The sequence below is a fragment of the Rhizorhabdus phycosphaerae genome, assembly GCF_011044255.1.
GTDB classification, from domain to species: domain Bacteria; phylum Pseudomonadota; class Alphaproteobacteria; order Sphingomonadales; family Sphingomonadaceae; genus Rhizorhabdus; species Rhizorhabdus phycosphaerae.
The window spans coordinates 4214457-4241204 of the sequence record NZ_CP049107.1 but is presented as its reverse complement, the minus strand read 5'-3'; the positions used below and the strand labels follow the sequence as shown (position 1 = coordinate 4241204).

25 protein-coding genes are annotated in these 26748 nt (G+C 64.3%); 15 read left to right on the top strand and 10 right to left on the bottom strand.

From position 1 onward, the window contains the following. The first annotated feature begins 67 nt into the window (after positions 1 to 67). The 6 genes from G6P88_RS19730 (at position 68) to G6P88_RS19705 (ending at position 7090) form a co-directional block, all read left to right on the top strand. Positions 68 to 694: a c-type cytochrome gene (locus G6P88_RS19730; protein ID WP_165324723.1), complete on the top strand. Its 627-nt coding sequence runs from the start codon at positions 68 to 70 to the stop codon at positions 692 to 694. Positions 695 to 956: 262 nt separating this feature from the next. Continuing rightward, positions 957 to 2114, top strand: a complete 1158-nt coding sequence (locus G6P88_RS19725) for a phosphoserine transaminase (protein ID WP_165324722.1) — start codon at positions 957 to 959, stop codon at positions 2112 to 2114. Positions 2115 to 2279: 165 nt separating this feature from the next. Next, the gene (serA, locus tag G6P88_RS19720) at positions 2280 to 3857 is read left to right on the top strand and encodes a phosphoglycerate dehydrogenase (RefSeq protein ID WP_165324721.1); all 1578 of its coding nucleotides are present in this window, start codon (positions 2280 to 2282) and stop codon (positions 3855 to 3857) included. 108 nt (positions 3858 to 3965) lie between these two features. Beyond that, positions 3966 to 5081 carry an ATP phosphoribosyltransferase regulatory subunit gene (locus G6P88_RS19715; RefSeq protein WP_165324720.1) on the top strand — a complete coding sequence of 372 codons (1116 nt, stop codon included), beginning with the start codon at positions 3966 to 3968 and terminating at the stop codon, positions 5079 to 5081. Positions 5082 to 5168: 87 nt separating this feature from the next. Then, positions 5169 to 6458 carry an adenylosuccinate synthase gene (locus tag G6P88_RS19710; protein ID WP_165324719.1) on the top strand — a complete coding sequence of 430 codons (1290 nt, stop codon included), beginning with the start codon at positions 5169 to 5171 and terminating at the stop codon, positions 6456 to 6458. A 221-nt stretch (positions 6459 to 6679) separates the two neighbouring features. Beyond that, positions 6680 to 7090: a hypothetical protein gene (locus G6P88_RS19705; protein ID WP_165324718.1), complete on the top strand. Its 411-nt coding sequence runs from the start codon at positions 6680 to 6682 to the stop codon at positions 7088 to 7090. 912 nt (positions 7091 to 8002) lie between these two features. On the opposite strand, the gene G6P88_RS19700 is transcribed toward G6P88_RS19705, so the two are convergent. The 4 genes from G6P88_RS19700 to uvrB all read right to left on the bottom strand — a co-directional run bounded on the left by G6P88_RS19700 (position 8003) and on the right by uvrB (position 11974). After that, positions 8003 to 8617: a DJ-1/PfpI family protein gene (locus tag G6P88_RS19700; protein WP_165324717.1), complete on the bottom strand. Its 615-nt coding sequence runs from the start codon at positions 8615 to 8617 to the stop codon at positions 8003 to 8005. A gap of 81 nt (positions 8618 to 8698) precedes the next feature. Continuing rightward, positions 8699 to 9256: a DNA-3-methyladenine glycosylase I gene (locus G6P88_RS19695; RefSeq protein WP_165324716.1), complete on the bottom strand. Its 558-nt coding sequence runs from the start codon at positions 9254 to 9256 to the stop codon at positions 8699 to 8701. Further along, positions 9253 to 9717, bottom strand: a complete 465-nt coding sequence (locus G6P88_RS19690) for a DUF1810 domain-containing protein (RefSeq protein ID WP_226946652.1) — start codon at positions 9715 to 9717, stop codon at positions 9253 to 9255. Before G6P88_RS19690 ends, G6P88_RS19695 begins: the two co-directional genes overlap by 4 nt. 70 nt (positions 9718 to 9787) lie before the next feature. Continuing rightward, positions 9788 to 11974, bottom strand: coding sequence for an excinuclease ABC subunit UvrB (gene uvrB, locus G6P88_RS19685; protein WP_165324714.1), 2187 nt, complete (start codon positions 11972 to 11974; stop codon positions 9788 to 9790). 56 nt (positions 11975 to 12030) lie between these two features. Here uvrB and G6P88_RS19680 point away from each other — a divergent pair, with 56 nt between their 5' ends. The 4 genes from G6P88_RS19680 (at position 12031) to G6P88_RS19665 (ending at position 15020) form a co-directional block, all read left to right on the top strand. After that, positions 12031 to 12879 (top strand): 2OG-Fe(II) oxygenase, encoded by an 849-nt coding sequence (locus G6P88_RS19680; RefSeq protein ID WP_165324713.1) that lies wholly within the window; start codon positions 12031 to 12033, stop codon positions 12877 to 12879. 92 nt (positions 12880 to 12971) lie between these two features. After that, positions 12972 to 13454 carry a DUF3617 domain-containing protein gene (locus G6P88_RS19675; protein WP_165324712.1) on the top strand — a complete coding sequence of 161 codons (483 nt, stop codon included), beginning with the start codon at positions 12972 to 12974 and terminating at the stop codon, positions 13452 to 13454. Then, positions 13451 to 14278: an arylamine N-acetyltransferase family protein gene (locus G6P88_RS19670; RefSeq protein WP_165324711.1), complete on the top strand. Its 828-nt coding sequence runs from the start codon at positions 13451 to 13453 to the stop codon at positions 14276 to 14278. The genes G6P88_RS19675 and G6P88_RS19670 overlap by 4 nt, the downstream gene beginning before the upstream one ends. 160 nt (positions 14279 to 14438) lie before the next feature. Continuing rightward, complete coding sequence (locus tag G6P88_RS19665; protein ID WP_165324710.1) at positions 14439 to 15020, top strand: carboxymuconolactone decarboxylase family protein; 582 nt, start codon at positions 14439 to 14441, stop codon at positions 15018 to 15020. A gap of 144 nt (positions 15021 to 15164) precedes the next feature. On the opposite strand, the gene G6P88_RS19660 is transcribed toward G6P88_RS19665, so the two are convergent. Then, positions 15165 to 16331, bottom strand: a complete 1167-nt coding sequence (locus tag G6P88_RS19660; RefSeq protein ID WP_165324709.1) for a carbohydrate porin — start codon at positions 16329 to 16331, stop codon at positions 15165 to 15167. A 158-nt stretch (positions 16332 to 16489) separates the two neighbouring features. Between G6P88_RS19660 and G6P88_RS19655 the strand changes: the two genes are divergently transcribed. Continuing rightward, positions 16490 to 18241 (top strand): methyl-accepting chemotaxis protein, encoded by a 1752-nt coding sequence (locus tag G6P88_RS19655; RefSeq protein ID WP_165324708.1) that lies wholly within the window; start codon positions 16490 to 16492, stop codon positions 18239 to 18241. Positions 18242 to 18465: 224 nt separating this feature from the next. On the opposite strand, the gene G6P88_RS19650 is transcribed toward G6P88_RS19655, so the two are convergent. Continuing rightward, complete coding sequence (locus tag G6P88_RS19650; protein ID WP_165324707.1) at positions 18466 to 18873, bottom strand: hypothetical protein; 408 nt, start codon at positions 18871 to 18873, stop codon at positions 18466 to 18468. A gap of 417 nt (positions 18874 to 19290) precedes the next feature. On the opposite strand from G6P88_RS19650, the gene G6P88_RS19645 reads away from it, so the two are divergent. Together G6P88_RS19645 and G6P88_RS19640 are read left to right on the top strand one after the other, a co-directional pair. Continuing rightward, positions 19291 to 20589, top strand: coding sequence for an MFS transporter (locus tag G6P88_RS19645; RefSeq protein WP_165324706.1), 1299 nt, complete (start codon positions 19291 to 19293; stop codon positions 20587 to 20589). 289 nt (positions 20590 to 20878) lie between these two features. Next, positions 20879 to 21166, top strand: a complete 288-nt coding sequence (locus G6P88_RS19640; protein WP_165324705.1) for a hypothetical protein — start codon at positions 20879 to 20881, stop codon at positions 21164 to 21166. 6 nt (positions 21167 to 21172) lie between these two features. Here the strand turns inward: G6P88_RS19640 and G6P88_RS19635 are convergent, their stop codons facing one another. After that, positions 21173 to 22255 carry an MBL fold metallo-hydrolase gene (locus G6P88_RS19635; protein ID WP_165324704.1) on the bottom strand — a complete coding sequence of 361 codons (1083 nt, stop codon included), beginning with the start codon at positions 22253 to 22255 and terminating at the stop codon, positions 21173 to 21175. Between the two features lie 34 nt (positions 22256 to 22289). Between G6P88_RS19635 and G6P88_RS19630 the strand changes: the two genes are divergently transcribed. Beyond that, the gene (locus tag G6P88_RS19630) at positions 22290 to 23498 is read left to right on the top strand and encodes a serine hydrolase domain-containing protein (RefSeq protein WP_165324703.1); all 1209 of its coding nucleotides are present in this window, start codon (positions 22290 to 22292) and stop codon (positions 23496 to 23498) included. Between the two features lie 22 nt (positions 23499 to 23520). Here the strand turns inward: G6P88_RS19630 and G6P88_RS19625 are convergent, their stop codons facing one another. Continuing rightward, positions 23521 to 25044 (bottom strand): fumarate hydratase, encoded by a 1524-nt coding sequence (locus G6P88_RS19625; protein WP_165324702.1) that lies wholly within the window; start codon positions 25042 to 25044, stop codon positions 23521 to 23523. Positions 25045 to 25148: 104 nt separating this feature from the next. Next, entirely contained in the window at positions 25149 to 25451 is a 303-nt protein-coding gene (locus G6P88_RS19620) for a PspC domain-containing protein (RefSeq protein ID WP_165324701.1), read from the bottom strand. A gap of 267 nt (positions 25452 to 25718) precedes the next feature. Between G6P88_RS19620 and G6P88_RS19615 the strand changes: the two genes are divergently transcribed. Continuing rightward, positions 25719 to 26219, top strand: a complete 501-nt coding sequence (locus G6P88_RS19615; RefSeq protein WP_165325313.1) for a CinA family protein — start codon at positions 25719 to 25721, stop codon at positions 26217 to 26219. 81 nt (positions 26220 to 26300) lie between these two features. Here G6P88_RS19615 and G6P88_RS19610 read toward each other — a convergent pair whose 3' ends face one another. Next, the gene (locus G6P88_RS19610) at positions 26301 to 26702 is read right to left on the bottom strand and encodes a DUF6481 family protein (RefSeq protein WP_165324700.1); all 402 of its coding nucleotides are present in this window, start codon (positions 26700 to 26702) and stop codon (positions 26301 to 26303) included. Positions 26703 to 26748 lie beyond the last annotated feature (46 nt).

The following is a 26748-nucleotide window of genomic DNA, read 5'->3' as shown; positions in this document are numbered from 1 at the left end:
CTAAAGGGGGCGCGAATTCGGCGTGGGTCCTTCCCCCCCACGTTACCAATGGGAGCTACAGGGGCACATGGACGATCGCGCTAACACGATTGCCGGATGGGCGCTGGCGGGCGGCATTGCCGCGCTGGGCCTTTCGATCCTCAGCGGTGGATATTTCAAGGGCGAGCGCCCCGAGAAGATGGGCTATGTCGTGGAGGGCGTCGAGGAAGAAGGCGCCGCCGGTGGCGGCGCCGCCGCCGAGAAGCCGATCGCTTTCTATCTGGCGAGCGCCGACCCCGCCAAGGGCGCGGAAGTCTTCAAGAAGTGCGCGGCCTGCCACAACGCCACCAAGGGCGGCCCGAACGCGCTCGGCCCGAACCTGTGGGGCGTGCTGGGTGAGCCGATCGGCAAGGGCAAGGGCTTTGCCTTCTCCGAGGCCTTGTCGGGCAAGGGTGGCAGCTGGGACTGGCAGAATCTCAGCGACTGGCTGAAGAGCCCGAAGGCTTTCGCGCCGGGCACCAAGATGACCTTTGCCGGTCTCTCCAAGCCCGAGGATCGCGCCAACATCATCGCTTATCTGAACCAGCAGAGCGACGCGCCGAAGCCGCTCCCGGCCGCTCCGGCCGAAGAGGCCGCTCCGGCCGCCGAAGGCGCCGCCGCCGACAACGCCGCCGCTCCGGCGGAAGGTGGCAACGAGGCCGCTCCGGCAAAGTAAGCCGTACCAGCGATTTCAAAAAGGGCCCCGGGCGCGAGTCCGGGGCCTTCTTTGTTTGTGCCGAACGTCCTTTGGGGAAGCGGAAGAAGTGAAAGGAGGTCAGCTCTGAGCTCTAGAACACTGATTTCCCGATACTAATTCCGTCGCAGTAATAATTTTCGCACTGCAACATCGGTCATTGACTTGCCACGCCCGCACTCTAGAAGCGGCGGCGGGCCACGCTGTCCCAACGCAGCGCGTGCTCTCTGTGAGGAGAGACTACATGACTGATACTGCTCGCCCGGCGACGAAGCCGGCACGCCCCCATTTTTCTTCGGGCCCCTGCGCCAAGCCTCCGGGCTGGACCGCCGCTAATCTGGCCACCGACTCGCTCGGCCGCTCGCACCGCTCCAAGCTCGGCAAGGCCCGCATCAACCATGCGGTCGACCTGACCCGCGAAATTCTCGGCGTCCCCGCCACGCACCGCATCGGCATCGTCCCCGGATCGGACACCGGCGCGGTCGAGATGGCGATGTGGAGCCTGCTCGGTGCCCGCAAAGCGACGATGGTCGCTTGGGAAAGCTTCGGTGAAGGTTGGGTCACCGATGTCGTCAAGCAGCTGAAGATCGAAGCCGATGTGGTCAAGGCGCCCTATGGCACCCTGCCCGACCTTGCCGCGCTCGATCAGTCGACCGATATCGTCTTCACCTGGAACGGCACCACGTCCGGCGTCCGTGTTCCGAATGGCGACTGGATCCGCGACGACCGCGAAGGCCTGACGATCGCTGACGCGACCTCGGCCTGCTTCGCCATGGACCTGCCCTGGGACAAGCTCGATGTCGTCACCTTCTCCTGGCAGAAGGTGCTGGGCGGCGAAGGCGCGCACGGTATCCTGATCCTCGGCCCGCGCGCCGTGGAGCGTCTCGAAAGCTACACCCCGGCCTGGCCGCTGCCGAAGATCTTCCGCATGACCAAGGGCGGCAAGCTGATCGAGGGCATCTTCAAGGGCGAGACGATCAACACGCCGTCGATGCTCGCGATAGAGGATTATATCCACAGCCTCGAATGGGCACAGTCGATCGGCGGCCTGCCCGCCCTGATCGCCCGCGCCGACGCCAATGCGGCGGCGGTCGATGCCTGGGTTCAGCGTACCGACTGGATCGACCATCTCGCGGCGGATCCGGCTTCGCGCTCGAACACCTCGGTCTGCCTCAAGTTCGCCGATGCGGCGGTCGAAGGCATGGATGACGACGCCAAGCTGGCGCTGGTCAAGAAGATTGCCGGCCTGCTCGAGACCGAGGAAGCCGCGTTCGACATCGCCGGCTATCGCGACGCCCCTCCGGGCCTTCGCATCTGGTGTGGCGGCACGGTCGAGACAGCCGATGTCGAGGCGCTCGGCCCCTGGCTCGACTGGGCCTGGTCGCAGGTCCGCGCGGCGTAACGCCCCCATTCTCCCGTCATTCCCGCGCAGGCGGGAATCCATACCCCCCGAACCGCAAGAGGTTCGAGCTCAGAGAATATGGATCCCCGCCTTCGCGGGGATGACGAGTTCAGACTTGATGACGACGTCACATTTCATGACGACTTCAGACTTAAGGATAGAATCATGCCCAAGGTACTGATTTCCGACCAGATGGATCCGCTTGCTGCACAGATCTTCCGCCACCGCGGGATCGAGGTCGACGAGATTACCGGCAAGACCAAGGAAGAGCTGATCGCGATCATCGGCCAATATGACGGCCTCGCGATCCGGTCCGCGACCAAGGTGACGAAGGACGTCCTCGCCGCCGCCACCAATTTGAAGGTCGTCGGCCGCGCCGGCATCGGCGTCGACAATGTCGACATCCCGTCGGCCTCGGCCAAGGGCGTCGTCGTGATGAACACGCCGTTCGGCAACTCGATCACCACCGCCGAACACGCCATCGCGCTGATGTTCGCTCTCGCCCGCGACCTGCCGGAGGCCGACAAGTCGACCCAGGCCGGCAAGTGGGAGAAGAACCGCTTCATGGGCGTCGAGGTCACCAACAAGGTGCTCGGCCTGATCGGCGCCGGTAATATCGGCTCGATCGTCGCCGATCGCGCGATCGGCCTGAAGATGAAGGTCGTCGCCTTCGATCCCTTCCTGACCCCGGAACGCGCGATCGAGATGGGCGTCGAGAAGGTCACGCTCGACGAGCTGCTGGCGCGGGCCGACTTCATCACGCTGCACACGCCGCTGACCGAATCGACCAAGAACATCCTGTCGCGCGAAAATCTCGCCAAGACCAAGAAGGGCGTCCGCATCATCAACTGCGCGCGCGGCGGTCTGATCGACGAGGCGGCGCTCAAGGATGCGCTCGATAGCGGCCATGTCGCGGGCGCCGCCCTCGACGTGTTCGTGACCGAACCGGCGAAGGAATCGCCGCTGTTCGGCACGCCAGGCTTCATCGCCACGCCGCACCTCGGTGCGTCGACCAACGAGGCCCAGGTCAATGTCGCGATCCAGGTCGCCGAGCAGATCTCGGACTTCCTGCTGACCGGCGGCGTCACCAACGCGCTCAACATGCCGTCGCTGTCGGCCGAGGAAGCCCCCAAGCTGAAGCCCTATATGGCGCTGGCCGAGCATCTCGGCGCGCTGGTCGGCCAGCTCGAGGGCGACGCGATCAAGGCGGTTGCGATCGAGGTCGAGGGTGCGGCCGCCGAGCTCAACCAGAAGCCGATCACCGGCGCAGTGCTCGCGGGCCTGATGCGCGTCTATTCGGACACGGTGAACATGGTCAACGCGCCCTTCCTCGCGAAGGAACGCGGCCTCGACGTGCGCGAAGTGCGCCATGACCGCGAGGGCGACTATTCGACCCTCGTCCGCGTCACGGTGACGACCGCCGAAGGTTCCAAGTCCGTCGCCGGCACGCTGTTCGCCAATGCCGAGCCGCGCCTCGTCGAGATCTATGGCGTCAAGGTCGAGGCCGACCTGACCGGCGACATGGTCTATGTCGTCAATGTCGACGCGCCCGGCTTCATTGGCCGCCTCGGCACCACGCTGGGCGAAGCCGGCGTCAACATCGGCACCTTCCACCTCGGCCGCCGCACCGCCGGTGGCGAGGCCGTGCTGCTGCTGTCGGTCGACACCCGCGTCGACGACGCGCTCAAGGCGAAGATCGGCCAGCTTCCGGGCGTGAAGAGCGCCAAGTCGCTGCGCTTCTGACAATCGGACGGGCGGGCGTCTCCGGGCGCCCGCCCGCCATCGGGGCACCGGCCCCATGATGCAGGTTGCAGTTGAACCTCCGTCAGGGACCGCTATGAGCCTCACCCCATGACCATAGCACCAGGCCTGCTCCCCGAAGGATTGCGTGATCGCCTGCCGCCGCAGGCGGAGGCGGGCTCGCGCCTGCTCCACCGCGTGATCGTCGCGATCGGGCGCCATGGCTATATGCGCGTCACCCCGCCCCTCGCCGAGTTCGAGGAAGAGCTGGTCGGCCGCCTCAAATCGGCGCGCGCGCAGGATCTGCTGCGCTTCGTCGATCCGGTCTCGCAGCGCACGCTGGCCTTGCGCCCCGACATCACCGCGCAGGTCGGCCGCATCGCCGCCACCCGCATGGGCCACCGCGCCCGCCCGCTGCGCCTCGCTTATGGCGGCCCCGTCATCAAGCTGCGCGCGACCCAGCTGCGCCCCGAGCGCGAGCTGACCCAGGCCGGCGCCGAGCTGATCGGCACCGACAGCCTCGCCGCCGTCATCGAGATCCTGAACGTCGCGGTCGAAGCGCTCGAGGTCGCGGGCGTCACCGGCATCACCGTCGACCTGACCCTGCCCGACCTCGTCGAGACGCTGGCCGCCGGCGCGATGCCGCTGCCCGCCGACCGGATCGACGCGGTGCGCGACCTGCTCGACGCCAAGGATGCCGGGGGCCTCGCCCGGCTCGGCGCCGACGCCTATCTGCCCTTCATCGAGGCCGCCGGCCCGGTCGGCCCCGCGCTCGCCAAGCTGCGCTCGATCGCGGGTGCGCAGGCGCTCGACAAGCGCCTGTCGGCGATCGACGCGATCGTGGCGGCGCTGGGCGACCGCGTAACGCTGACGCTCGACCCGACCGAGCGCCATGGGTTCGAATATCAGAGCTGGATCGGCTTCTCGCTGTTCGGCCAGGGGCTGAGCGGTGAGATCGGCCGGGGCGGCGGTTATACGATCATGCACGCGGACGGGCATGAGGAAAAGGCGATCGGCTTCTCGCTCTATATCGATCCGCTGGTCGACGTCGGCCTGGGCGTGGTCGAGCATCGCCGCGTCTTCCTGCCGATCGGCACCGCCGCCGATATCGGTGCGCGCCTGCGCTCGGAGGACTGGACGACGGTCGCCGCGCTCTGTGCCGAGGACGACGCCCGCGCGCTCGGCTGCACGCATATTTTTGATGGGGATGGTCCCCGACCACTTTGAACGACCCGATCCGTACTCCCGCGCCCGGCCTCGCCCCGGCGCCGCCCGCAGGCCGGGACCGGACCGCTACTGGAACAGGGAAGAAGCATGGCCAACGTCACGGTGATCGGCGCTCAATGGGGCGATGAGGGCAAGGGCAAGATCGTCGACTGGCTGTCCGAGCGCGCCGACGTCGTCGTCCGCTTCCAGGGCGGACATAATGCCGGCCACACTCTGGTCGTCGGCGAGCAGGTCTACAAGCTCAGCCTGCTGCCTTCGGGCATCGTGCGCGGCACGCTGTCGGTGATCGGCAATGGCGTGGTGTTCGATCCCTGGCACTTCCGTGACGAGGTCGCGAAGCTCAAGGGCCAGGGCGTCACCATCACCCCCGACAATCTCCAGCTGGCCGAGACCGCGCCGCTGATCCTGCCGATCCACCGCGATCTCGACGCCCTGCGCGAGGATGCGAGCGGCGCCGGCAAGATCGGCACCACCCGTCGCGGCATCGGCCCGGCTTATGAGGACAAGGTCGGCCGCCGCGCGCTGCGCGTCTGCGATCTCGCCCATCTCGACGATCTGGAGCCGCAGCTCGACCGCATCTGCGCGCATCACGACGCGCTGCGCGCCGGCTTCGGCGAGCCGGCGGTCGATCGCGAAAAGCTGAAGGCCGACCTGCGCGAGATCGCCGACTTCATCCTGCCCTTCGCCAAGCCCGTCTGGCTGACGCTGAACGAGGCGCGCAAGGCCGGCCGCCGCATCCTGTTCGAAGGCGCGCAGGGCGTGCTGCTCGACGTCGACCACGGCACCTATCCCTTCGTCACCTCGTCGAACACGATCGCCGGCACCGCCTCGAGCGGCTCGGGCCTCGGCCCGTCGGCAGCGGGCTTCGTGCTGGGCATCGTCAAGGCCTATACCACCCGCGTCGGCTCCGGCCCCTTCCCGTCCGAGCTGACCGACGACACCGGCCAGCGGCTGGGCGAGCGCGGGCATGAGTTCGGCACCGTCACCGGGCGCAAGCGCCGCTGCGGCTGGTTCGACGCGGTCCTCGTCCGCCAGTCGGCGGCGGTCTCCGGCATCACCGGCGTCGCGCTGACCAAGCTCGACGTGCTCGACGGCTTCGAGGAAATCCGGATCTGCGTCGGCTACACGCTCGACGGCAAGACCTACGACTATCTCCCGCCGCACCCGCAGGACCAGGCGCGGGTCGAGCCGATCTACGAAAGCATCGAAGGCTGGAGCGAGTCGACCGCCGGCGCGCGCAGCTGGGCCGAACTGCCCGCCCAGGCGATCAAATATATCCGCCGCGTCGAAGAGCTGATCCAGTGCCCGGTGGCGCTGGTCTCGACCAGCCCCGAGCGCGAAGACACGATCCTGGTCCGCGATCCGTTCGCGGATTGAGGGGGACGGGCGCCGGTTACCGGGGCGTGAGCAAAGGGTGGCCGGTGCGTGCCATCCTATCCGGCGGACATTCGCCTCGAATAGATTGGTAGTTCGCTGACAATGCAGCGGATTAAGGCTCGGGTGATACTGCAAGCCGCAATAGGCTGAGCTGCAGCGAAGTTCGTAAACTCTGCTACTGATCTCGTAAAACCCGATTGCCATGCCGGGGAGACATGCAAATGAATTTACGGCTGAGAGCGAAGAGACGCGCCTGGCTACCGCTTCTGATAGTCTCATTCCCTCTCGCAGGTTTCGGAGTTGCAGGGGTGACGGCGGGAGGATTTGTGGCTGGTGCTGCCTTGATATCATTGGCCGCAGCAATTGTTTGCTTCAACGCGACGGCAATTTTAGAAATCAAGGATGGCCGCTTGCAGTTTAGGCGATTCGGGGTTCAGATTTGGCAGATGTCGATTGTCGGAGCGTCTTTTAAAAAAGGCGCAGCTGGCGATTTTGATCATTTGCCCGGCTATGTATTTACGGATGCCAATGGTACATCGCATCGAGTAATAGCACATTTATTTGACAAGAAGAGTGTCCAAGACTTTATTAGCGAATTTAGGCGAGCCGGGGGAGTCGGTATTGAGGCATAATCGGGAGATAAAAGGGACGCGGGAGATAAAAGAAACACTATACTCAACACAGCTCGCTCCGCCGCTCCCTAACGGCCTCGGACAGAACCTATCGAATTAAGTATAGTGTCCCCGCAACCTTCGAGATGGCCTTCTTAATGCTTCCAACCGACCACCAAATTTTTTATTAGAGCATGAAAATCGGGGACAGTATACTATTTCGTTCTCTACAGAGCCAAGAACCAAGCCTCGCGCGTAGAAAATAGTATACCGTCCCCGATTTATGGTGGAGGGCAAAGGACGAGTAATCCCGGACAAGCACGACATAGGGCGTCAATTGAATGCACTGCCACCGTAACCGCTACTATCGTTGGAAAAATATGCTTCTGTGAGGCAATGAGCCACGCTCTAAAGAGCGCGACCACCCTTTACCCAAGGTTATCTGGCCTCTATCGAAGCTGAACTCTACTTTTGAAGCCCGCCGATCGGCTGTACTCAAGAACTCCACTGTCACCTTCTGAACCGAGCAAGCACTTGCCGGCCCATCCATGTAGTCCCATCCGTAAAACTGAAAGCTATCGGCGTTCATCTCCGCAGCTAAAGCTCTAGCGCCTGCAACCCCTTGTCCCAGCGGACGGCCAACGTCCCCGCTACCGAGATCAAAGGATGCGAACGGCGCAATTAGAGATGCCAAGCGCGCCTCGGATCGGGCGCCCGGTATCGCCAACAGCCCAATCACCTCAACGGCACGACGACTGAGCGCTTCATGAACGGCCCGATCCGTCTTTACTGCTGCGAGATCGCAGGGCGGAAGCGCGACACTGCTCGCTAACATCAGGATTGCCACACTCGACATACCCGATTCATGTCAGGTCACATGAAGCGCTGCAATGACATCCTATTCGAGCCGGCAGCTCTGCAGTTCGCCCCTGTCTATTTGATGGCCTGCGCAACCGCGTAAGGCCCAATCACACCCACGACGCGCTCGATCCAGGCCTGCTTCTCCCCCACCGGCGCGACATAGTGGATCGCCGCCGCCGCATCCTCAACACTGGCACCCCGTGCGATCGTCCAGGCGGCGAGGTAGATGGAGGCGAGGCAGCCGCCGGCCGTCGCGACATTGCCATGGGCGATGAAGGGGGCGTCGATGACGTCGACGCCGGCTTCCACCACCCAGGGTTTGGTCGTCAGGTCGGTGCAGGCGGGGAGTGAGCCGATCAGGCCGAGCTTCGCCAGCAGCAGCGTCCCCGAGCATTGGGCGCCGATCAACTGGCGCGCGGGGTCGAGGCGCAGGCGATCGAGCAGCGCCCGGTCCTCGGCGATCTCGCGGGTGCGGATGCCGCTGCCGATCAGGACGGCGTCGGCCTCCATCGCAAAGTCCAGCGGCTGCTGCCGGTCGATGCGGACGCCGTTCATCGACGTGACCTGGGGCGTCGGCGCGCAGATCTGTGCGCTCCATCCCTTGGCGCGCATCCGGTTGAGGACGGACGAGGCGACGAAGGAGTCGAGTTCGTTGAACCCGTCGAAGGTCAGGACCGCGATCTGCATGGTCGCGAGACAGCATGGCCGGCCCCGCCACGCAAGCCCCGCGCGCCGCGCATCTTCAACGCCTGGCGTCAGCGCCTGACGTCAGACCTGATCGCGGCGGAAGCAATAGAGCGCGTGATCGTTGACCATGCCGATCGCCTGCATCCACGCATAGACGATCGTCGGCCCGACGAATTTGAAGCCGCGCGTCTTCAGGTCCTTCGAGATGCGTTCGGACAGCGGCGTGCTCGACGGAACGCTCAGGCCGTCTCCCTGGAGGACCTTGCGGTCGGTGAAGGACCAGACATAGTCGGCAAAATCCTCGCCCCGGTCGTGCATGGCGAGGAAGATGCGCGCTCCCATAATCGTCGCCTCGATCTTGGCACGCGCCCGCACGATGCCCGGATCCTGCATCAGCCGCTCGACATCCGATGGCCCGAACGCCGCCACGCGCTCGGGATCGAAACCGGCGAAGGCCGCGCGAAAGGCATCGCGCTTGCGCAGGATGATCGTCCATGACAGCCCCGCCTGAAAGCCTTCAAGCATGAGCGCTTCCCACAGCGCGCGCGGATCGCGCTCGGGCACGCCCCATTCGCTGTCATGATAGACGGTCTCGAGCGGGTCGCGCTCGGACCAGCGGCAGCGGACAGGATCGCTCATCGCCCGCCCTCCCGCAACAGGTCGAGCGTCAGCGGGTCGGCCTGCCCGTCGAACCAGCGTTCGAGCGCCGCGACGAACAGCCGCTCCCCCGCCACCTCGGCGAACAGCGTCAGCGAGGACCGCAGCTTCATCGCATCGACCTCACCGAAGATCTCGACGGCGCTCCCCTGCTCCAGATCCTGAAGCGCTTCGACGCAGGCGCGCAGCCGTGCGCCCAGCAGCGGATGGACAAGATAGGCCGCGGCCTCGGCGCCGGACCCCAGACCATAATGCCGGGCGGTCGGACTTCGCCCGAGGCCGCGCAGCTGCGGGAAGACGAACCACATCCAGTGCCCGCGCTTGAGGCCCCGACGGATTTCGCCCAACGCCTGGTCGAACGCTCCCTCCTGCGCCTTCACGAAGCGATCGAGATCGAACGCACTCTCCATCGGCCCCCGCATCCTCTCGGCGATTGCATGCATGACGCTCTTATTCCCGTTCCGTGACAGAAAATGTCACGGAACATATAGAGAACAATTGTCGCCATGACAATCACCGGCGACCGCGCGCCGCCTTCATCTTTCCATATTTGGTCGTGCGCGTTCCCGGCTTTCCGCTGTGGCTGTTGCTCTTCATCGGGGCGCGATGCTCGTCGACCGGCAGGCCGAGCTCTTCCTGCTCCAGCTTGCGAATCTCGTCGCGCAGGCGGCCTGCCTCCTCGAATTCGAGGTCGGCCGCCGCCGCCCGCATCTTGCCCTCGAGTTCCTCGATATAGGCGCGCAGATTGTGGCCGACCATGTGCGGCCGATCCTCGATCCCGGTGTCGACCGTGACCTGGTCCTTGGAGGCTAGATGGCCGACGATGTCGGTGATGCTGCGGCGGATCGTCTCGGGCGTGATGCCATGTTCGCGATTATAGGCCTCCTGCTTCTCGCGACGGCGCGAGGTTTCGGCCATTGCCCGCTCCATCGAACCGGTGATGCGGTCGGCATAAAGGATCACGCGCCCGTCGACGTTGCGCGCCGCGCGGCCGATCGTCTGGATCAACGAGGTTTCGGAGCGCAGGAAACCCTCCTTGTCCGCGTCGAGGATCGCGACCAGCCCGCATTCGGGAATATCGAGCCCCTCGCGCAGCAGGTTGATGCCGACGAGGATGTCGTACACCCCCAGTCGCAGGTCGCGGATCAGCTCGATGCGCTCCAGCGTCTCGACGTCCGAGTGCATGTAGCGGACCTTGAGCCCCGCTTCGTGCAGATATTCGGTCAGATCCTCGGCCATGCGCTTGGTCAGCGTCGTGACGAGCGTGCGATAGCCCTTCTTCGCCGTCTCGCGCGCCTCGAAGACGAGGTCGTCGACCTGGCTCTCGATCGGGCGGATATCGACCGGCGGATCGATCAGGCCGGTCGGGCGGATGACCTGCTCGACGAACACGCCGCCGGTCTGGTTCATCTCCCAGTCGCCCGGGGTCGCCGAGACATAGACGGTCTGCGGGCGCATCACCTCCCACTCGGCAAAGCGCAGCGGGCGGTTGTCGATGCAGGAGGGCAGCCGGAAGCCATACTCGGCCAGCGTGATCTTGCGGCGATGGTCGCCCCGCGACATGCCGTTGATCTGGCCGATCGTCTGGTGGCTCTCGTCGACGAACAGCAGCGCATTTTCGGGCAGATATTCGAACAGCGTGGGCGGCGGCTCGCCCGGCAGGCGTCCGGTCAGGAAGCGCGAATAATTTTCGATGCCCGCACAGCTGCCGGTCGCCGCGATCATCTCGAGGTCGAAATTGGTACGCTGCTCCAGCCGCTGCGCCTCCAGCAGGCGGCCTTCGGCCTGCAGCTCCTTCAGCCGCTCGGTCAGCTCGAAGCGGATCGCCTCCATCGCCTGCTTCATCGTCGGCCCGGGGGTCACATAGTGCGAATTGGCGAACACGCGGACATAGTCGAGGCTGGCGGCCTTCTTGCCGGTCAGCGGGTCGAACTCGACGATCTCCTCGATCTCGTCGCCGAAGAAGGCGATCCGCCAGGCGCTGTCCTCATAATGCGACGGGAAGATTTCCAGATTGTCGCCGCGCACGCGGAAATTGCCGCGCGAGAACGCGGCGTCGTTGCGCTTATACTGGAGCGCGACGAGCTTGCGGATGATCTCGCGCTGGTCGACCGTCTGGCCCTTCTTCAGGTCGAAGATCATCGCCGAATAGGTCTCGACCGATCCGATACCATAGAGGCAGGAAACCGAGGCGACGATCAGCACATCGTCGCGCTCCAGCAGCGAACGCGTCGCCGAGTGCCGCATCCGGTCGATCGCCTCGTTTACCGAGCTTTCCTTCTCGATATAGGTGTCGGTCCGGGCGACATAGGCCTCGGGCTGGTAATAGTCATAATAGCTGACGAAGAACTCGACCGCATTGTCGGGGAAGAACTGCTTGAACTCGCCGTAAAGCTGCGCCGCGAGGATCTTGTTCGGAGCCAGCACCAGTGCCGGGCGCTGAAGCTGCTCGATCACCTTCGCCATGGTGAAGGTCTTGCCCGATCCGGTGACGCCCAGCAGCACCTGGTCTCGCTCGCCCTGCTCGGCCTGCGCCACCAGTTCGGCGATCGCGGTCGGCTGGTCGCCCGAGGGCTGATAGTCGGAGACGAGCTTGAACGCCTTGCCGCCCTCGCTCTTCTCGGGCCGCTCCGGCCGGTGCGGGACGAAGCTCTGCCCGAGATCGACGTCATCGAGGCTGGTGCGGATCTGGATGGTCATGGCTTTCCTAATGTAGGATAGAGGTCGCGAATGTTCACCTTTTATCTTCCCTCCCCATGAGCCAGCTGGACGGCCTGCTTCTCTATCGCGACCGGGGCGGCGCGGCCGGGTTCGACGCGGCGGCGTGCCGTGCGGCGGGGACGGCGCTGGCGCAGCGCTATGCGGAGGCCACCCCCTTCCCCAACATCGTCATCGACGATCTGATCGATCCGGCCCTGCTGGCGGGGCTTGCGGGTCATTTCCCGGATCGGACCGGAAAGCGCTTCTTCGACCGCGACCAGGAGCGCTTCAAATATCAGTTCGGCCCCGAGGACATCGACCATGCCGGGCTGCGCACCCTGCTCGCCGACCTTAACGGCGCGGCCTTTCTGGGCTTCCTCGAAGCGCTGACCGGGATCGAGGGGCTTATCCCCGATCCCTGGTATCTGGGCGGGGGGCTGCACGAGACGCTGCCGGGTGGTCATCTGTCGATCCATGCCGACTTCAACCGCCATCCACGCCTGAAGCTCCGCCGCAGGCTCAATCTGCTGATCTATCTGAACGAGGGCTGGCAAGCCGAATGGGGCGGCGACCTCGAACTGTGGGACCGCGACATGCGCCGCTGCGAGGTGCGCGTCGCCCCCCTGCTCGGCCGCGCGGTGGTCTTCAACACCGATGCCGATAGCTTCCATGGCCACCCAGACCCGCTGCGCTGTCCGGCCGACCGGTCGCGCCGGTCGATCGCCACCTATTATTATACCGCCTTCCCGGCCGGCGACGCGCAACCCGAGCGCACGACGGTCTTTCGCCCCCGGCCGGGCAGCGGCGACCGGCCAGACCGGCGGGTTGCGATGGACCATTTCATCCAGGATTGGGTTCCGCTACGTCTCCAGCATTATGCCCGCAAGTTGAACCGCTTCCGCTGACCGACCGCAACCTTATCCCCCAACCGAACCGTAGATCAGCAATGGCTGCCCCAAGTCGCACTCCGCATGCGCAGCCCATGAGGAACCCTGATATGACGACAGCCCGCCTTTCGATCGGACCCGCTTCGCTCGTTGCCGCCGCTCTGACTCTTGGTCATGCGCCGCCGGCCCTGGCGGAGGGCTTCGCACCGGGCGGCTGGGACCATCAGACAACGATGCTGAGCGCTGATGTGCCGGGCGTGCCCCAATGGGTGGTCAAAATGTTCGCGGGCAATCGCAAGCGCAAGAGTTGCCACGACGCCGCCGAGCTGGCGCGCCGCCCCGAAGCGCTGCTGACCCAGGACGATGCCGCGCAGTGCACCAAGCGGCGCTTCTCGATGGCGGGCGGACAGCTCTCCTATGACACTTTCTGCACCAACAAGCGCTTCCCCGACGGCTTGCTCGTTGCGTCGAAAGGCAGCTACACGGCGGACAGTTACAAGATCTCGACCGTTTCGACCGGCATGAAGGACGGCAAGCCCGTGAAGATCGTGACCGAAGGTAGCGGTCACCGCACGGGAAGCTGCAAGAAATGAGCGACGCGACCAACCCCGCCGATTTCGACCTCGACGCCTATCTCGCGCGGATCGGCCTCAAGCAGGCGCCCGATGCGGACTGGGGCGGCATGGACTTTCTCCAGCGCCAGCACCGGCTGACCATCCCGTTCGAAAATCTCGACATCGCGCTGGGACGCGGGATCAGCCTCGACCCCGATCATGTCTTTGCCAAGCTCGTCCACCATCGGCGCGGGGGCTATTGCTTCGAGCAGAACCAGCTGTTCCTGCGCGCGCTGCACGCGATCGGCTTCGACGCGCGGCCGATCCTGGCGCGCGTCTGGCTGCGCACCGAAGGCCTGCCTCCGCGCACCCACACCGCCAATCTGGTAGAGGTCGGCGGGCAGACCTGGCTCGCCGATGCCGGCTTCGGCGGCGGCTATTCGCCCCCGATGCCGCTCAGCGACGGCGCCGAGACCCCGGGGCCCGACGGTGCCCTGTTCCGCATGCGCCTGGACGCCGACCATGGCTGGACCCTCGAACGCCTCGCCCCCGGTGCGGACCGCAGCGGCGGCTGGGAACGGCAGTACAGCTTCACTACCGACCGCGTTTTTCCGGCCGATCTGGAAATGTCGAACCACTGGACCTCAACCCGCCCCGGCACGCGCTTCACCAGCCAGACGATCGTCAGCCTGGTCCTCCCCAGCGGCTTCGCCTCGCTCGTCGACCGCCGCTACGTCCGCCACACCGCGAAGGAACAGGTCGAAAGCGAAATTGAAAGCGCCAAGGCCTACCGCCTGCGCCTGAACTTCGTCTTCGGCCTGATCCTCGACGAGGTCGAGGTAATGGGGCTGGGACTATATTAGGCGGTACGCTCAGCCAGAGATTTGGAGACGTCTGGCGCCCTAGCCTATTGGATAGGCCGGGGGACACCGCCCTCATGATAGCCTCCCTGCATATAGACTGCTGAAATCGTGCAGAAAAACACTGCATGCTCTAACCGGCAGCGTAGACAGGAGAAGATGCATGGCTGATACGATCAAGAGTTTCCGCCGGGACGAACTTTCTCCCAAGCTCCAGCAGGACTGGGATTTCGTCTATAAGCTGACGGGCCAGGCTGGCTTCATCGAGAAAGGCGCCCACGCACCGGAACTGCTCGACTTCACCATGGTCGATTTCTACGAGAAGATCTTCTACGGCGGTCGCGTCGACGTCAAACTCAAGCATCTTGCACGGCTGCGCATGAGCCTTGGTCACGGCTGCCGCAGTTGCAACCTTGGCAACACCATCGGCGCCAAGGAAGTCGGCTACAGTGAAGAGCAATTGAATGCGATCGAAGGCGATCGATCGATCTTCAGCGATATCGAGATCGCGGTGCTCGAACTGGCAGACGAATTCCTGATGACCAACATTCAGGGGCACCTCGAGCCCGAGCTCTACGCCAAGTTGCACGCGCACTTCGATGATGCGCAGATCCTCGAGCTGGGCACTGTGATGAGCTATCTTGGCGGTCTGGCGAAAATGCTGTTCGTCTTCGACATGGCCGAGAAGGAGGAGACCTGCCCCTTCCGCCCTGCGGCACGGACTCTGGCCGAAGCCGCCGAGTAACTTCCGAAAAATTGGGGACAGTATGTTATTTTCTGCCCCTACATGATTGCACAAGGCGCCGTCGCGCTTCCTGTGAAAAGGAGCTGGAAAACTGCCAGATGACGGTTTCTGGCCGCATCCGACCCGAGAACCTAAGGGCCTGCTTCAGAAGCCGATGCTGAAGCGCATGCCGAAGACACCCACCGGGCCGCGACTCTTTTCACCGCCCGGATCCAGAACAAGCTGCAGGATCGGTTGAACGCCCAGCTTGCCGAACAGCATGTCCGCATAGGTGACTTCGAGCGCCGTTTCCGCAGCAGTGGATCGGGTCCCTCCATCGCGCAGGGATGCGCGATAACCCTTTGACAGATATCCTTGGTTCGCACCGATCGAAAATACTCCGTCAGGTCGCGACGCGATCGGCTGGGCTATCGTTATGCCCGCCTGCCAGCCGCCACGAAACGGCGTCGTACGGCCATCCGAAACACCGGCACGGAAAAACGCCTTGGCCGCGCCGGGCCCTTCCTGTCCACCGAGCGGATGTTCGAAGATCACATAGGCACCATGCGCCTTGCGCCGCAGCGGCGCGCCATCGCCATCCACCGCGTAAATGTCGTCCTGGCGCCGGGTGTAAGCCCAGACGCCGACCGTCAGTTCGAGGTCACGCTCGATCCCGGCTTCGCCGATCAACAACAGGCCATCGTGGAACTTGAAATCCACCCCGCCCGGGTCACCCACGGTATTGGCGTGCGCATTCATTGCGGCAAACCGTATGACGCCATTGCCGTCGAACCGATGCTCGACCCGCACCGCCAGAGCTGTCGACGGGAAGATGGAGGGACCGTTGGGACCTGTCGCCGATATCTCCGATCCCACGCCAAAGGCCGGTGCGGTCAGCGTGCCCGCCGCATCATTGGCGTAAAACTCGCTGTTGAGATCATAGAGGCCGGCCCGGACAGTGGTATTTTCGCCGATCCCCTGTTCCAGCCATGCTTCGAACAGGCGCAGCCGTTGCGAAGGGACCTCGATATTGTCGACGCCTTGCAACGTGCCCGCAGCGTTATTCGGCATCCCGCCGAAATTGTTCAGAACATGAACGTGAAGCGCGCCGCCTTGCCAGCCGACCAGACGATCGAGATCGGCGTCTGCAGTTATATTCAAATTGTCTAACCAATAAGTATTATGGTTCGTGCGACGGCCTAGAACCTCCACCACGTCCGCGGTGTAATCTGCGGAAATGTCGATAGCTCTCTCCGCATCGTGCGCGTGAAGATTACCGTAGGGAATGCACGACAAGAGAGTTGCAACTGCAAGTTTTTTGAATATCGCCATGGCATTTTGCCCGATAAATTCGATAGGCGATTATCGCTTATAATATTTAACATTCGTAAAATCTGAGATTCACCAATGCTAAAGGCAAATATGCAATAGGAGGTACCATAAAATCCGTCATGTTGAGCGGCATACTCCCCCCGCATGAGAGAGAGACTATGAAATCGATCGGCAGAAGCGTTCATATGGCGATGGGAGCAATATTTCTTGTTGCTTCCATAACGGGCCTGTTCAGCATCTGGGCCAGTACGAGAGGCAGTGCGGCGCTGGAAGCTGTTTCGAACGCGACCGGCATTTTGCGCACCCATGCCGATGCGGACATGATGCATGATGCCATCAGAAGCGATCTGCTGAGCGTCCTGCAGGCCGACGTCGATCCTTCGATCGATATCGACAAGAACATCTCTGATCTGAACGATCATGCGGCGCTGTTCCTGCGCAATGCCGAAATCGACCGACAGTATACCGGCGATCCCAAAGTGGCTCAGGCCGCCGTTGCCATCGAGGCGGATCTGAAAAACTATGTAGCCAAGGCCAAAGAGGCCGCCCAACTGGCGAAAACCGATGGTGTGGCGGCACGCGCGCAGTTTCCCGCATTCATGGTCACCTTCGAGAAGCTCGAAACAGGGATGGCCGGCATTTCCGATAGGATCGAAGCCCATGTGGCTGACGTGAAGGCCAAAAGCGCTGCGCAGGCGCGGCTCGCCATCTATGCCAATATTGTGAGCTTGGTGATCATCATGATCCTCTTGGGGGCGATCACGATCGCCAGCCGTCGCAAGCTGATCGCTCCCATATCGGAGCTGGCTGGCGCAGTTCAGAGCATGGCGAAAGGCGATCTTGCCATCGACATCCCCTATGCCGAACGCGAAGACGAACTGGGCATGCTGGCACATGCGACAGAGGATTTTCGCAACCAGTTGAAGATTGCGGACGCGTCCAAGGCACAGCAGGCAGAGCAGCAGGCACAGATGCTTGTCTCCACGATCGGTGAAGGGCTTGCCCGGCTGGCCGGAGGTGATCTCGCGACGCCTGTCACCGCGCATCTGACGGGCCCGTTTGCCAAGCTGAAAGACGATTTCAACAGTGCGCAACAGGCCCTGCAGCAGACGATCCTGCAGGTCGCCAGCGGAGCAGGGTCAATCAATGTGGGCGTCGCGGAAATCCGCCAGGCGTCCACCGACCTGGCGCATCGAACGGAAATGCAGACCGCTCGCATTGAGAAGACCGCGATACATGTTGCGGAAGTGACCCAGACCGTTTCCGAAACCGCGACCGCAGCTGCGCATGCTAATGAAACCGTGTCGATCGTACGCGGTGACGCCGAACGATCGGGCGATGTCGTGCGCCACGCCATCGAGGCGATGGACGGCATCGCACGCCACTCTCGGGAGATCTCCGAAATCATCGGCCTGATCGATGGCATTTCGTTTCAGACCAACCTGCTTGCCCTGAACGCGAGTGTCGAAGCCGCACGTGCTGGCGAAGCGGGCAAAGGCTTTGCCGTGGTTGCCAGCGAAGTGCGGGCACTGGCCCAGCGCTCTGCGGACGCTGCCCAACAGGTGAAAGCCCGCGTTACCGCTGCAGGCGATCAGGTCGACGTGGGTGTCGGCCTGGTCAAAGAAACCGGCGACGTGCTGGAGCGCATCATCGGGCGCATCGCCGAAATCGGCGGCCTGGTTCAGACCATCGCGAGCAGTTCCGAGGCACAATCCAACCAGTTGAATGACATCAACGCGGCGGTCAGCGATATGGAGAAAGTCACGCAGCAGAACGCCGCCATGGTTGAGGAAGCCAATGCCGCGACCCTCAGCCTGGCGCGCGAAACGGATCATCTGGCCGACCTGGTCGGGCGATTTGAGACCGGCACGCCCAAGGAGCGGAGCGTAACGGCACGGCTTGCTGCCTGACTGCGCTGCCCGCCCTTCAGACCTTCCGGATTTCGATCAACGAGGGGACAGATTGAGCGGGCAATTGGCTATCCCCGCGCTCCAGACGGCCCGGAACGGACCGGACTGATGCTCTTGAACGGCGAAAGGGAAACCACCCGCCGGGTGAGAGACCTGGCCTGTATCGACCGGATTGACGGTGCCCGGCCATGAACACACTGTGCCTGGATTATCCTTATGCGCTGTCAGCGCTCTGCCCCTTGCAGCAGGCTGGGATTTTCCAGGATGATCTCGCGTCGCAATCGCCAGAATGGCACCAAGAAGAAGCGGGTCTCGGCAACTGGCCGCCACTCTCCCGCTTCCAGCGCTTCAAGGACAGCGGCCTGCGCCGAGCCTCCGCGCCAGATTTCCCGCAGCCGAGCCGTGCCCGAATAGCACCAGGCGATAAAGTTCAGCGCTTCGCTACCGGAGCCGAACGATTCATGAAAGCCGGCATTGCCTAGGAAAACTTTCGATCGCGCCCCAAGGCTGTGAAGTTCGACCGCGAAGCCATGCGGACCGGGTGCTTCGATGCGGACGACATCGGGAGTTTCGCTGAAGCTGAGCTCGGGATGGGCCTGGAGCTTCAGCAATAAGACCGCGCGGGCATCCATGCAGTATTCATCCTTTTGCCGAGCGCAGGAAAAATAGGGACAGTATACTGTTTGATTGTTCCACATCCGGAGCGCGAAGGCACTTTGCAAACTCCCACGAGCGCCCGTTCAATCAATGTCCTGCGGCTGATTTCTCCCTTCCCTGATGCCTTGCCCCAACAGCAGCGCAATTCGCATACCGTCTTCATGTCAGGCAGGTCGTCGAGCGAACCGCCTTCGTGACGGGGACATCGGCCCTGGCGTCGTGACCGGAGCAGTGGGCCACCCACGCTTCCTACCCGCAACCCAGCCCATGCTCGATGATCCCGTGAGTATCTCGTTACCTGCATGACGCTGCGATATACGCCAATTCACGCCTAGCCACGCCTCCCCTTTCCCGGCAGACAGACGCCATCGCGATCTCCGGGAGGACCCATCTTGCAGGCTTCGTCCAGTGCACGCCGCCCGATCCGGTCGGTCATCGGCGGTTCGCTCGGCAATCTCGTCGAGTGGTATGACTGGTATATCTACTCGGCCTTCTCGCTCTATTTCGCGAAGAGCTTCTTTCCGGCGAGCGATCCGACCGCGCAGCTACTGTCGACCAGCGTCGTCTTCGCGATCGGCTTCCTCATGCGGCCGTTGGGGGGCTGGCTGCTCGGCATGCTGGCCGACCGCTATGGGCGCAAGAGCGCGCTGACCTGGTCGATCACGCTGATGTGCGCGGGGTCGCTGATCATCACCTTCGCGCCGACCTATGCGACGATCGGGATCTGGGCTCCGATCCTGCTGACCTTCGCGCGGATGGCGCAGGGCTTGAGCCTCGGCGGCGAGTTCGGCACCGCCGCCACCTATCTGACCGAGATCGCGCCGCCCGACAAACGCGGCTTCTGGTCGAGCTTCCAATATGTGACGCTGATCGCCGGACAGTTGCTGGCGCTCGCTCTGCTCGTCACGCTGCAATTCTTCTTCCTGACCGAGGCGCAACTGGAGGCCTGGGGCTGGCGTCTCGCCTTCGCCACCGGCGCCATCCTCGCTCTGTCGGTCTTCTGGCTGCGGCGCGGGATCGACGAGACCCCCGACTTCGTCGCGGAAAGCGATCGCGAGCGGCGCAAGGGTGGGCTGGTAACGCTGCTGAGCGAGCGGCCGAAGCAGGTGGCGCTCGTCTTCGGCCTGTCGATCGGCAGCAATGTCAGCTTCTATGCCTTCACAACCTATATGCAGAAATATCTGGTGGGCAGCGCGGGCTTCGCCAAGGACAAGGCGTCGCTGGTCTGCTCGGCGGCGCTGATCTTCTATGTGGTGATCCAGCCGATGCTCGGCGCGCTGTCGGACAAGGTCGGCCGCAAGCCCCTGCTCTACTGGTGCTGGATCGGCGGGATCGTCGGCACGGTGCCTCTCTTTACCGCGCTGGGCCGCGCCGACGGCATGATCGAGGCCTTCCTTCTGCTGTGCGTCGCCTATCTGATCATCTCGGGATCGAGCGCCACGAGCGCGGTCGTCAAGGCCGAGCTCTTCCCGCCGCACATCCGTGCGCTCGGCGTCGGCCTGCCCTATGCGGTCAGCCAGGCGATCTTCGGCGGTACGGCAGAGTCGGTGGCGCTGGGATTCAAGAGCGCCGGGGTCGAGAGCGCCTTCTTCTGGTATGTCACCGGCTGCATGGGCGTGGCGCTGGTCACGACCCTTTTCCTGCCCGAAACGCGGTGGCGGGACGCATCAGCCGATCACCCAAAATCCTGACACCTGTCCTTTAATGCAGTGCAGCATGGATGATTCGGGTCGCGGCGGCAGGTGATTCACCACAGCAATCGCAAAAAAGCACCGATAATCCATGATCATAGATTTTTGGGAATAGGGTTCCGAATCATCTTGTTCATGCCGCGATGCCGCAAAGTGAATAAAGCGATACCCAAATGGGAGTACGCGGCAAGATTTCCCGGCTCTAAGCGACGATAGTGGCCCAATAGCGGTGCGCCGAACGGATCGGCAGATGCATCGCCTCGGGCATTTCATAACGGAGTTTGCACCGATGCGTTCCATCATCATCGCCGCCGCCCTCGTCTCCTCGCTCGGCCTTTCGGGCGCCGCGCTCGCGCAGGAAGCTCTCACCGTCAAGAACGGTATGCTGGTCACCAGCTCCGACGGCAAGAAGCTCGGCCGCGTCTATGAGGTCAAGAAGGGTGCCGATGGCGCCCCCGCCGCGATCGTCGTCATCAACGATGCGAAGATGGCCACGCTGGCAATCGGCACGCTCACCAAGGCCGACAATGGCGTGACGACCTCGCTGACCGCCGCCGAGGTCCGCAAGCTCAAGTAAGCGCCCTTACCGGCCGGCGATCTCGATCGCCTCGCCGGGCTGGACAGTCACGAAGCGGCCGGCGGCGACGCCGGCCGCTTTCGTTTGTGCCAGCAGTTCGCGCGGCGGGACGTCGGGGCCCTCGTCGGTCAGGTGGAAGGTTCCCCAGTGGATGCCGAGCGCCCTGGGCGCGCCGAGCAAGCCCAGCACGCGCAGAGCCTCGGCCGGATCGATATGGCTGCGCCCGAAGACCTCGCGCGGGTGATAGGCACCGATCGGCAGCACGGCGAGACGGAAGGGCCCGTGGCGCGCCGCAGCGCGCGGCCAGCTGCCGTCGCCCCATCCGGTATCTCCCGCGAAAAAGATGTTGCCGCCCGGCAGTGCGACGGTGAAGCCGCTCCACAGCGCGCGATTGCGATCCTCGCCCCAGCGCGAGCTCCAGTGCTGGACCCGCTCGACGATCACCGACACGCCGGGACGAACCGCGATGCGCCCGCCCCAGTCGCGCGCCTGTGCGGCTATGCCGGCGTCGCGCAGGATCGCGTCATTGCCCAGCCCGGTGACGATCAGCGGACGGTCGCGCTGCCACAGGCGCTGCAACGTCGGCAGGTCCATATGGTCATAATGGTTGTGGCTGACGAGGACGAGGTCGATGCGCGGCAGATCCTCGAACCGCACGCCCGGCGCGCGCACCCGCTGCGGGCCCACGCGATTCCAGGGGCCGGCGACGTCCGACCAGATCGGGTCGGTCAGGATATTGAGCCCCTGCGTCTGGATCAGCACCGTCGCATGGCCGACCCAGGTCGCGCGGATGGCCTGCCCCCCGACACGCGCCGGCGGCAGCGATGGCGTCACGGGGATGCTCTCGGGCCAGGCATCGCCGCGCTGCCCGGTCGCCGTCCGCCACAGCCGGTCGATTCCGACCTTGAACGGACTGACCTGATCGCCATCACCCGTCGGGTTGCGGAAACGCTGCCCGTCATAATGCGCGGTGACGGGTCCGCGATAATAAATGCGGTCGAGCCAATAGCCGCGCGTCAGCCAGAACAGCGTGCCGAGCAGGATCAGCGCGAGCAGCGCCCATCCGATCCAGCGTGCGAAACGACGCATTGCCTGCACACGATAACCCTTCCATGATCGGGCGATGCGCATCGCCGCCCGCCTGCTGATAGTCGCCGGATCGCTGCTGGCGGCCCCGCTCGCCGCCGAACCTATGGACTTCGCCGCAATTCGCCTAGCCTTCACGAAGGACGCGCTTGCGGCACCCACAAGCCGCGGCCTGGCCGACCGTCGGAGCGGCCGCCGCGTAACCGCCGACGATCCGGTCCGCATCGCCTCGATCAGCAAGCTGGTGGTCGCCATCGGCGTGCTTCGGCTGGTCGAGCAGGGAAGGCTCGACCTCGACGCCGACGTGTCGATCTATCTCGGCTGGCCGCTGCGCAACCCCGCCTTCCCCGATCACCCGATCAGCCTGCGCCTCCTCCTTTCGCACCAAGCTTCGCTGGCCGACGGGATCGACTATGCCCTGCCGCTGGATATGGCGCTGAGCGAGGCCCTCGCAGAAATAGCAGCCTGGGACGCTCAACATGGCCCCGGCACCTATTTCCGCTACGCCAATATCAACTCCCCCGTGGTCGCCTCGGTCATGGAGCGCGTGACCGGCGAACGCTTCGATCGGCTGATGCAGCGCCTCGTCCTGCGCCCGCTGAATCTGAAAGCCTGCTTCAACTGGGTCAGTTGCGATGACAGCACGATCGCCCGGGCGGTCACGCTGTACGACGCGGCGGGTAAGCCCCTGCGCGACGATGATCGTGGCCACCGCCCCGCCTGCCCGATCGTGCCGGCCCGGGACGGCGGCTGCGACCTGACGCTATGGCAGGCTGGTCGCAACGGCGCGATCTTCTCGCCCCAAGGGGGCCTTCGCGTCTCGGCTCGCGATCTGGCGCGGATCGGGCAGATGCTGCTGAACGGCGGACGCGTCGGCCGGCAGCGTTTCCTGAAACCAGCGTCGGTAGAGCTGCTGCTGCGTCCGCTCTGGACCTATGATGGCGGCAATGGCGTCACCGGAGAGACGACCGCAGGCTCGATCTGCCGCTATGGCCTGGCCAGCCAGACGCTGGCGACGCCCACCGCCGGTTGCGCAGACGACCTGTTCGGCGACGGTCGCCCCTGGGTAGGCCATGCCGGGGAGGCCTATGGCCTGCGTTCAGGGCTGTGGATCGACCGCGAACGCGACCGGGGCGTCGCCTATTTCGTGACGGGCGTGGCGGACGATGCGCCGCTTGCGCCCGGCACCGCCTTCACCACGGCGGAAGTCGCCGCCGCCCGCGCGGCGCCAGAGGAAGGCCGCTAGGCCCGCCCCGGCGCCCGCCTGATCAGGCGTTTTCAAGCAGCTTCTCGCGCGCGATCTTCTCGCGCCACACCAGCGGCGCAGTGTGGTGGACGCTCTCGCCCGTGGCATCGACCGCGACCGTGACGGGCATGTCCTTCACGTCGAACTCGTAGATCGCTTCCATGCCGAGATCGGCGAAGCCGACGACCTTCGCGCCCTTGATCGCGCGGGCGACCAGATAGGCCGCTCCGCCGACAGCCATCAGATAGGCCGCCTTGTGGTTCTTGATCGCCTCGATCGCGACCGGACCGCGCTCGGCCTTGCCGACCATCGCGATCAGGCCGGTCTTGTCGAGCATCATGTCGGTGAACTTGTCCATGCGCGTCGCGGTGGTCGGACCCGCCGGGCCCACGACCTCGTCACCCACCGGATCGACCGGACCGACATAATAAATGACGCGGCCACGGAAATCGACGGGCAGTTCCTCGCCCTTGGCGAGCATGTCCTGAATCCGCTTGTGCGCGGCGTCGCGGCCGGTGAGCATCTTGCCGTTGAGCAGCAGGCGGTCGCCCGGCTTCCAGCTGGCGACGATCTCGGGCGTCAGGCTGTCGAGGTCGACGCGGATCGCTTCCTTGGACGGGGTCCATTCGACCTTCGGCCATTCCTCCAGGCTCGGCGGCTCCAGATAGGCCGGGCCCGATCCATCGAGGTGGAAATGCGCGTGGCGGGTGGCGGCGCAGTTCGGGATCATCGCGATCGGCTTCGACGCGGCATGCGTCGGATAGTCGAGGATCTTGACGTCGAGGATGGTCGACAGGCCGCCGAGCCCCTGCGCACCGATGCCCAGTGCGTTGACCTTGTCGAAGATCTCGATGCGCAGCTTCTCGATGTCGTTCTGGGGCCCGCGCTGCTTGAGCTGCGCCATGTCGATGTCGCCCATCAGCGACTCCTTCGCCATAGTCATGGCCTTTTCGGCGGTGCCGCCGATGCCGATGCCGAGCATGCCCGGCGGGCACCAGCCGGCGCCCATTTTCGGGATCATCTCGAGCACCCAGTCGACGATCGACTCGCTCGGGTTGAGCATGGCGAATTTCGACTTGTTCTCCGAACCGCCCCCCTTGGCCGCGACCGCGACCTCGACATGGTGGCCGGGCACCATCTCGACGTTCAGCACCGACGGGGTGTTGTCCTTGGTGTTCACGCGACTGAAGGCCGGATCGCGCAGGATCGAGGCGCGCAGGCGGTTCTCCGGGTGGAGATAGGCGCGGCGCACGCCCTCGTCGACGACGTCCTGCAGGCTGTGCTCGGAGTCGAGCAGGCACTGCTGGCCCCATTTGATGAAGACGGTGACGATGCCGGTGTCCTGGCAGATCGGGCGGTGCCCCTCGGCGCACATCCGGCTGTTGGTCAGGATCTGCGCGATGGCATCCTTGGCGGCGGGGCTCTGTTCGGCCTCATAGGCCGCGCCGAGCGCCCGGATATAGTCCATTGGGTGATAGTAGCTGATATATTGGAGGGCATCGGCGATGCTCTCGATCAGATCGGCTTCCTTGATGATGACAGTCATGCCCCGCCTCCGGATCTAGCGCTGTTTGCGGTGCACATAGCTCCAAAGGTGGGGACTGACAGCCATAAAATTGGCATAAGATTGGCAGGGATCGGCGCGGCCGCTCAGGCAGCGTGGGCGATCTCCGCAATGTCGCTGTCATTATCGGCGCGGGGGGCTTTTGCCTCGGAAGTCGCAACCGCAACGCTGCTGTCGGATCGACGCGCGGGGAACAGCAGGCGTGAGGCCAGGACGACCACCGCCAGGCCCAGATAGATGCCGACCACCAGCACCGGGTTGAACAGCAGCGCTCCGCCGAACAGGACGCGCAGCCAGTCGGGGTTGAAGCCGAAATCCTGCCCGATCGCCTGGCAGACACCGAGGAAAGTGTCGTGGCGCCAGAGGACGATATTCTTGTCGATCTGCATGTCGTTCTTCCTGATCCTGTGCGCCCCACCACCGCGGGGCATCCATGCCCAACAGCCCTGCAGGAGCCGTGCCAGATTGACGGAGGCCCGTCTTCCTGACCTTTGGCGAAGTCGCCACCGCGCTGCGGGTGAATATTCTCCCGACAGTTGGGATATCCCGCCGATCTTTCAAGAGACGGCGCGATATTCGCGACGGCGGTGTCGATCGGCCTTGCCCCCCGCCTCACCCTCGCCGACTATGGCCGCCGAACGGGAGAGGACAGGATCATGGATACGGACTTCGCGGCGCTGGCGCCGATTGCGCGGGGCATCGCGGACAAGCTGGTCGCGCTGGAGCAGACGGTCGCCATCGCCGATGGCGCGAGTGGCGGCCTGATCTCGGCCGGCCTGCTGACCATCCCCGGCGCGCGGAACTATTATCTCGGCGGCGGCGTGATCTATTCGCTGGCGGGGCGCGATCTGCTGCTCGGTCTGGAACGCGAGCAGTTGCGCGGGATGAAGGCGGTGTCGGAGCCCTATGCCCTGCTCCAGGCGCGCGCGATCCGCACCCGCTTCGGCGCCGATTGGGGCGTGGCCGAGTCCGGTTCGGCCGGCCCCGATCCGCATCCCTATGGAATAGAGGCCGGCCTGTGCTGCGTGGCGGTGGTGGGACCGAATGGCGAGGAAACGGCATTCGTCCGCACCGGCAGCACCGACCGGATCGGCAATATGCTGGCTTTCGCCGCCGGCGCCCTTCGACTGCTCGACGAGAGCCTGGCGCGCGCCTGATCAGCCGGCGGCGCGATCTCGATCACGACGTGCCGGCTGCCCGCGAACCGACATCGGCGCTCATAGCCGGGCGGCTTGGTGCTACCGCCTGCCTTGCCGCGTCTTCCGAGCGGCATAACGCGCATCCCGCGCGGCCTTCCGGTCCTCTTCGGTCCACATCTTGCGTTCCGCGACGTTCCGGGCCGTCGCTTCGGCCTTGGCTTGCGCGATCATCTGTACCTTTGCTTCGGCGGCGGCCTGCTCAGCCGCCAGCGCCTCGCGTTCCTGCTCGCGCTTGCGCTCTTCTGCTTCGATCTTGGCGCGGCTGATGGCTATCCGCTTTTCCGCTGCAGCCGCTTCGCGTTCGGCGCGGCGCTTCGCCCTGTCCGCCATCACCGCCGGATCCACCACGGGACGGTCGCGATATTTGGCGAGCGCTTCCATTCTTGCGCGGGCGGCGGCCTGTTGGCGCTCCTGAAAAGTCGGATTTTGGAATGCAGTCATGTGCGTTTTATTGTCCTTCGTTCAAATGGGTGGGCTTTGTATGTCA

Excerpts from the sequence above, each read along its gene's own strand:
- G6P88_RS19730 (WP_165324723.1), top strand. The coding sequence starts at position 68 with ATGGACGATCGCGCTAACACGATTGCCGGATGGGCGCTGGCGGGCGGC.
- G6P88_RS19725 (WP_165324722.1), top strand. The coding sequence starts at position 957 with ATGACTGATACTGCTCGCCCGGCGACGAAGCCGGCACGCCCCCATTTT.
- serA (WP_165324721.1), top strand. The coding sequence starts at position 2,280 with ATGCCCAAGGTACTGATTTCCGACCAGATGGATCCGCTTGCTGCACAG.
- G6P88_RS19715 (WP_165324720.1), top strand. The coding sequence starts at position 3,966 with ATGACCATAGCACCAGGCCTGCTCCCCGAAGGATTGCGTGATCGCCTG.
- G6P88_RS19710 (WP_165324719.1), top strand. The coding sequence starts at position 5,169 with ATGGCCAACGTCACGGTGATCGGCGCTCAATGGGGCGATGAGGGCAAG.
- G6P88_RS19705 (WP_165324718.1), top strand. The coding sequence starts at position 6,680 with ATGAATTTACGGCTGAGAGCGAAGAGACGCGCCTGGCTACCGCTTCTG.
- G6P88_RS19700 (WP_165324717.1), bottom strand. The coding sequence starts at position 8,617 with ATGCAGATCGCGGTCCTGACCTTCGACGGGTTCAACGAACTCGACTCC.
- G6P88_RS19695 (WP_165324716.1), bottom strand. The coding sequence starts at position 9,256 with ATGAGCGATCCTGTCCGCTGCCGCTGGTCCGAGCGCGACCCGCTCGAG.
- G6P88_RS19690 (WP_226946652.1), bottom strand. The coding sequence starts at position 9,717 with ATGCATGCAATCGCCGAGAGGATGCGGGGGCCGATGGAGAGTGCGTTC.
- uvrB (WP_165324714.1), bottom strand. The coding sequence starts at position 11,974 with ATGACCATCCAGATCCGCACCAGCCTCGATGACGTCGATCTCGGGCAG.
- G6P88_RS19680 (WP_165324713.1), top strand. The coding sequence starts at position 12,031 with ATGAGCCAGCTGGACGGCCTGCTTCTCTATCGCGACCGGGGCGGCGCG.
- G6P88_RS19675 (WP_165324712.1), top strand. The coding sequence starts at position 12,972 with ATGACGACAGCCCGCCTTTCGATCGGACCCGCTTCGCTCGTTGCCGCC.
- G6P88_RS19670 (WP_165324711.1), top strand. The coding sequence starts at position 13,451 with ATGAGCGACGCGACCAACCCCGCCGATTTCGACCTCGACGCCTATCTC.
- G6P88_RS19665 (WP_165324710.1), top strand. The coding sequence starts at position 14,439 with ATGGCTGATACGATCAAGAGTTTCCGCCGGGACGAACTTTCTCCCAAG.
- G6P88_RS19660 (WP_165324709.1), bottom strand. The coding sequence starts at position 16,331 with ATGGCGATATTCAAAAAACTTGCAGTTGCAACTCTCTTGTCGTGCATT.
- G6P88_RS19655 (WP_165324708.1), top strand. The coding sequence starts at position 16,490 with ATGAAATCGATCGGCAGAAGCGTTCATATGGCGATGGGAGCAATATTT.
- G6P88_RS19650 (WP_165324707.1), bottom strand. The coding sequence starts at position 18,873 with ATGGATGCCCGCGCGGTCTTATTGCTGAAGCTCCAGGCCCATCCCGAG.
- G6P88_RS19640 (WP_165324705.1), top strand. The coding sequence starts at position 20,879 with ATGCGTTCCATCATCATCGCCGCCGCCCTCGTCTCCTCGCTCGGCCTT.
- G6P88_RS19635 (WP_165324704.1), bottom strand. The coding sequence starts at position 22,255 with ATGCGTCGTTTCGCACGCTGGATCGGATGGGCGCTGCTCGCGCTGATC.
- G6P88_RS19630 (WP_165324703.1), top strand. The coding sequence starts at position 22,290 with ATGCGCATCGCCGCCCGCCTGCTGATAGTCGCCGGATCGCTGCTGGCG.
- G6P88_RS19625 (WP_165324702.1), bottom strand. The coding sequence starts at position 25,044 with ATGACTGTCATCATCAAGGAAGCCGATCTGATCGAGAGCATCGCCGAT.
- G6P88_RS19620 (WP_165324701.1), bottom strand. The coding sequence starts at position 25,451 with ATGCAGATCGACAAGAATATCGTCCTCTGGCGCCACGACACTTTCCTC.
- G6P88_RS19615 (WP_165325313.1), top strand. The coding sequence starts at position 25,719 with ATGGATACGGACTTCGCGGCGCTGGCGCCGATTGCGCGGGGCATCGCG.
- G6P88_RS19610 (WP_165324700.1), bottom strand. The coding sequence starts at position 26,702 with ATGACTGCATTCCAAAATCCGACTTTTCAGGAGCGCCAACAGGCCGCC.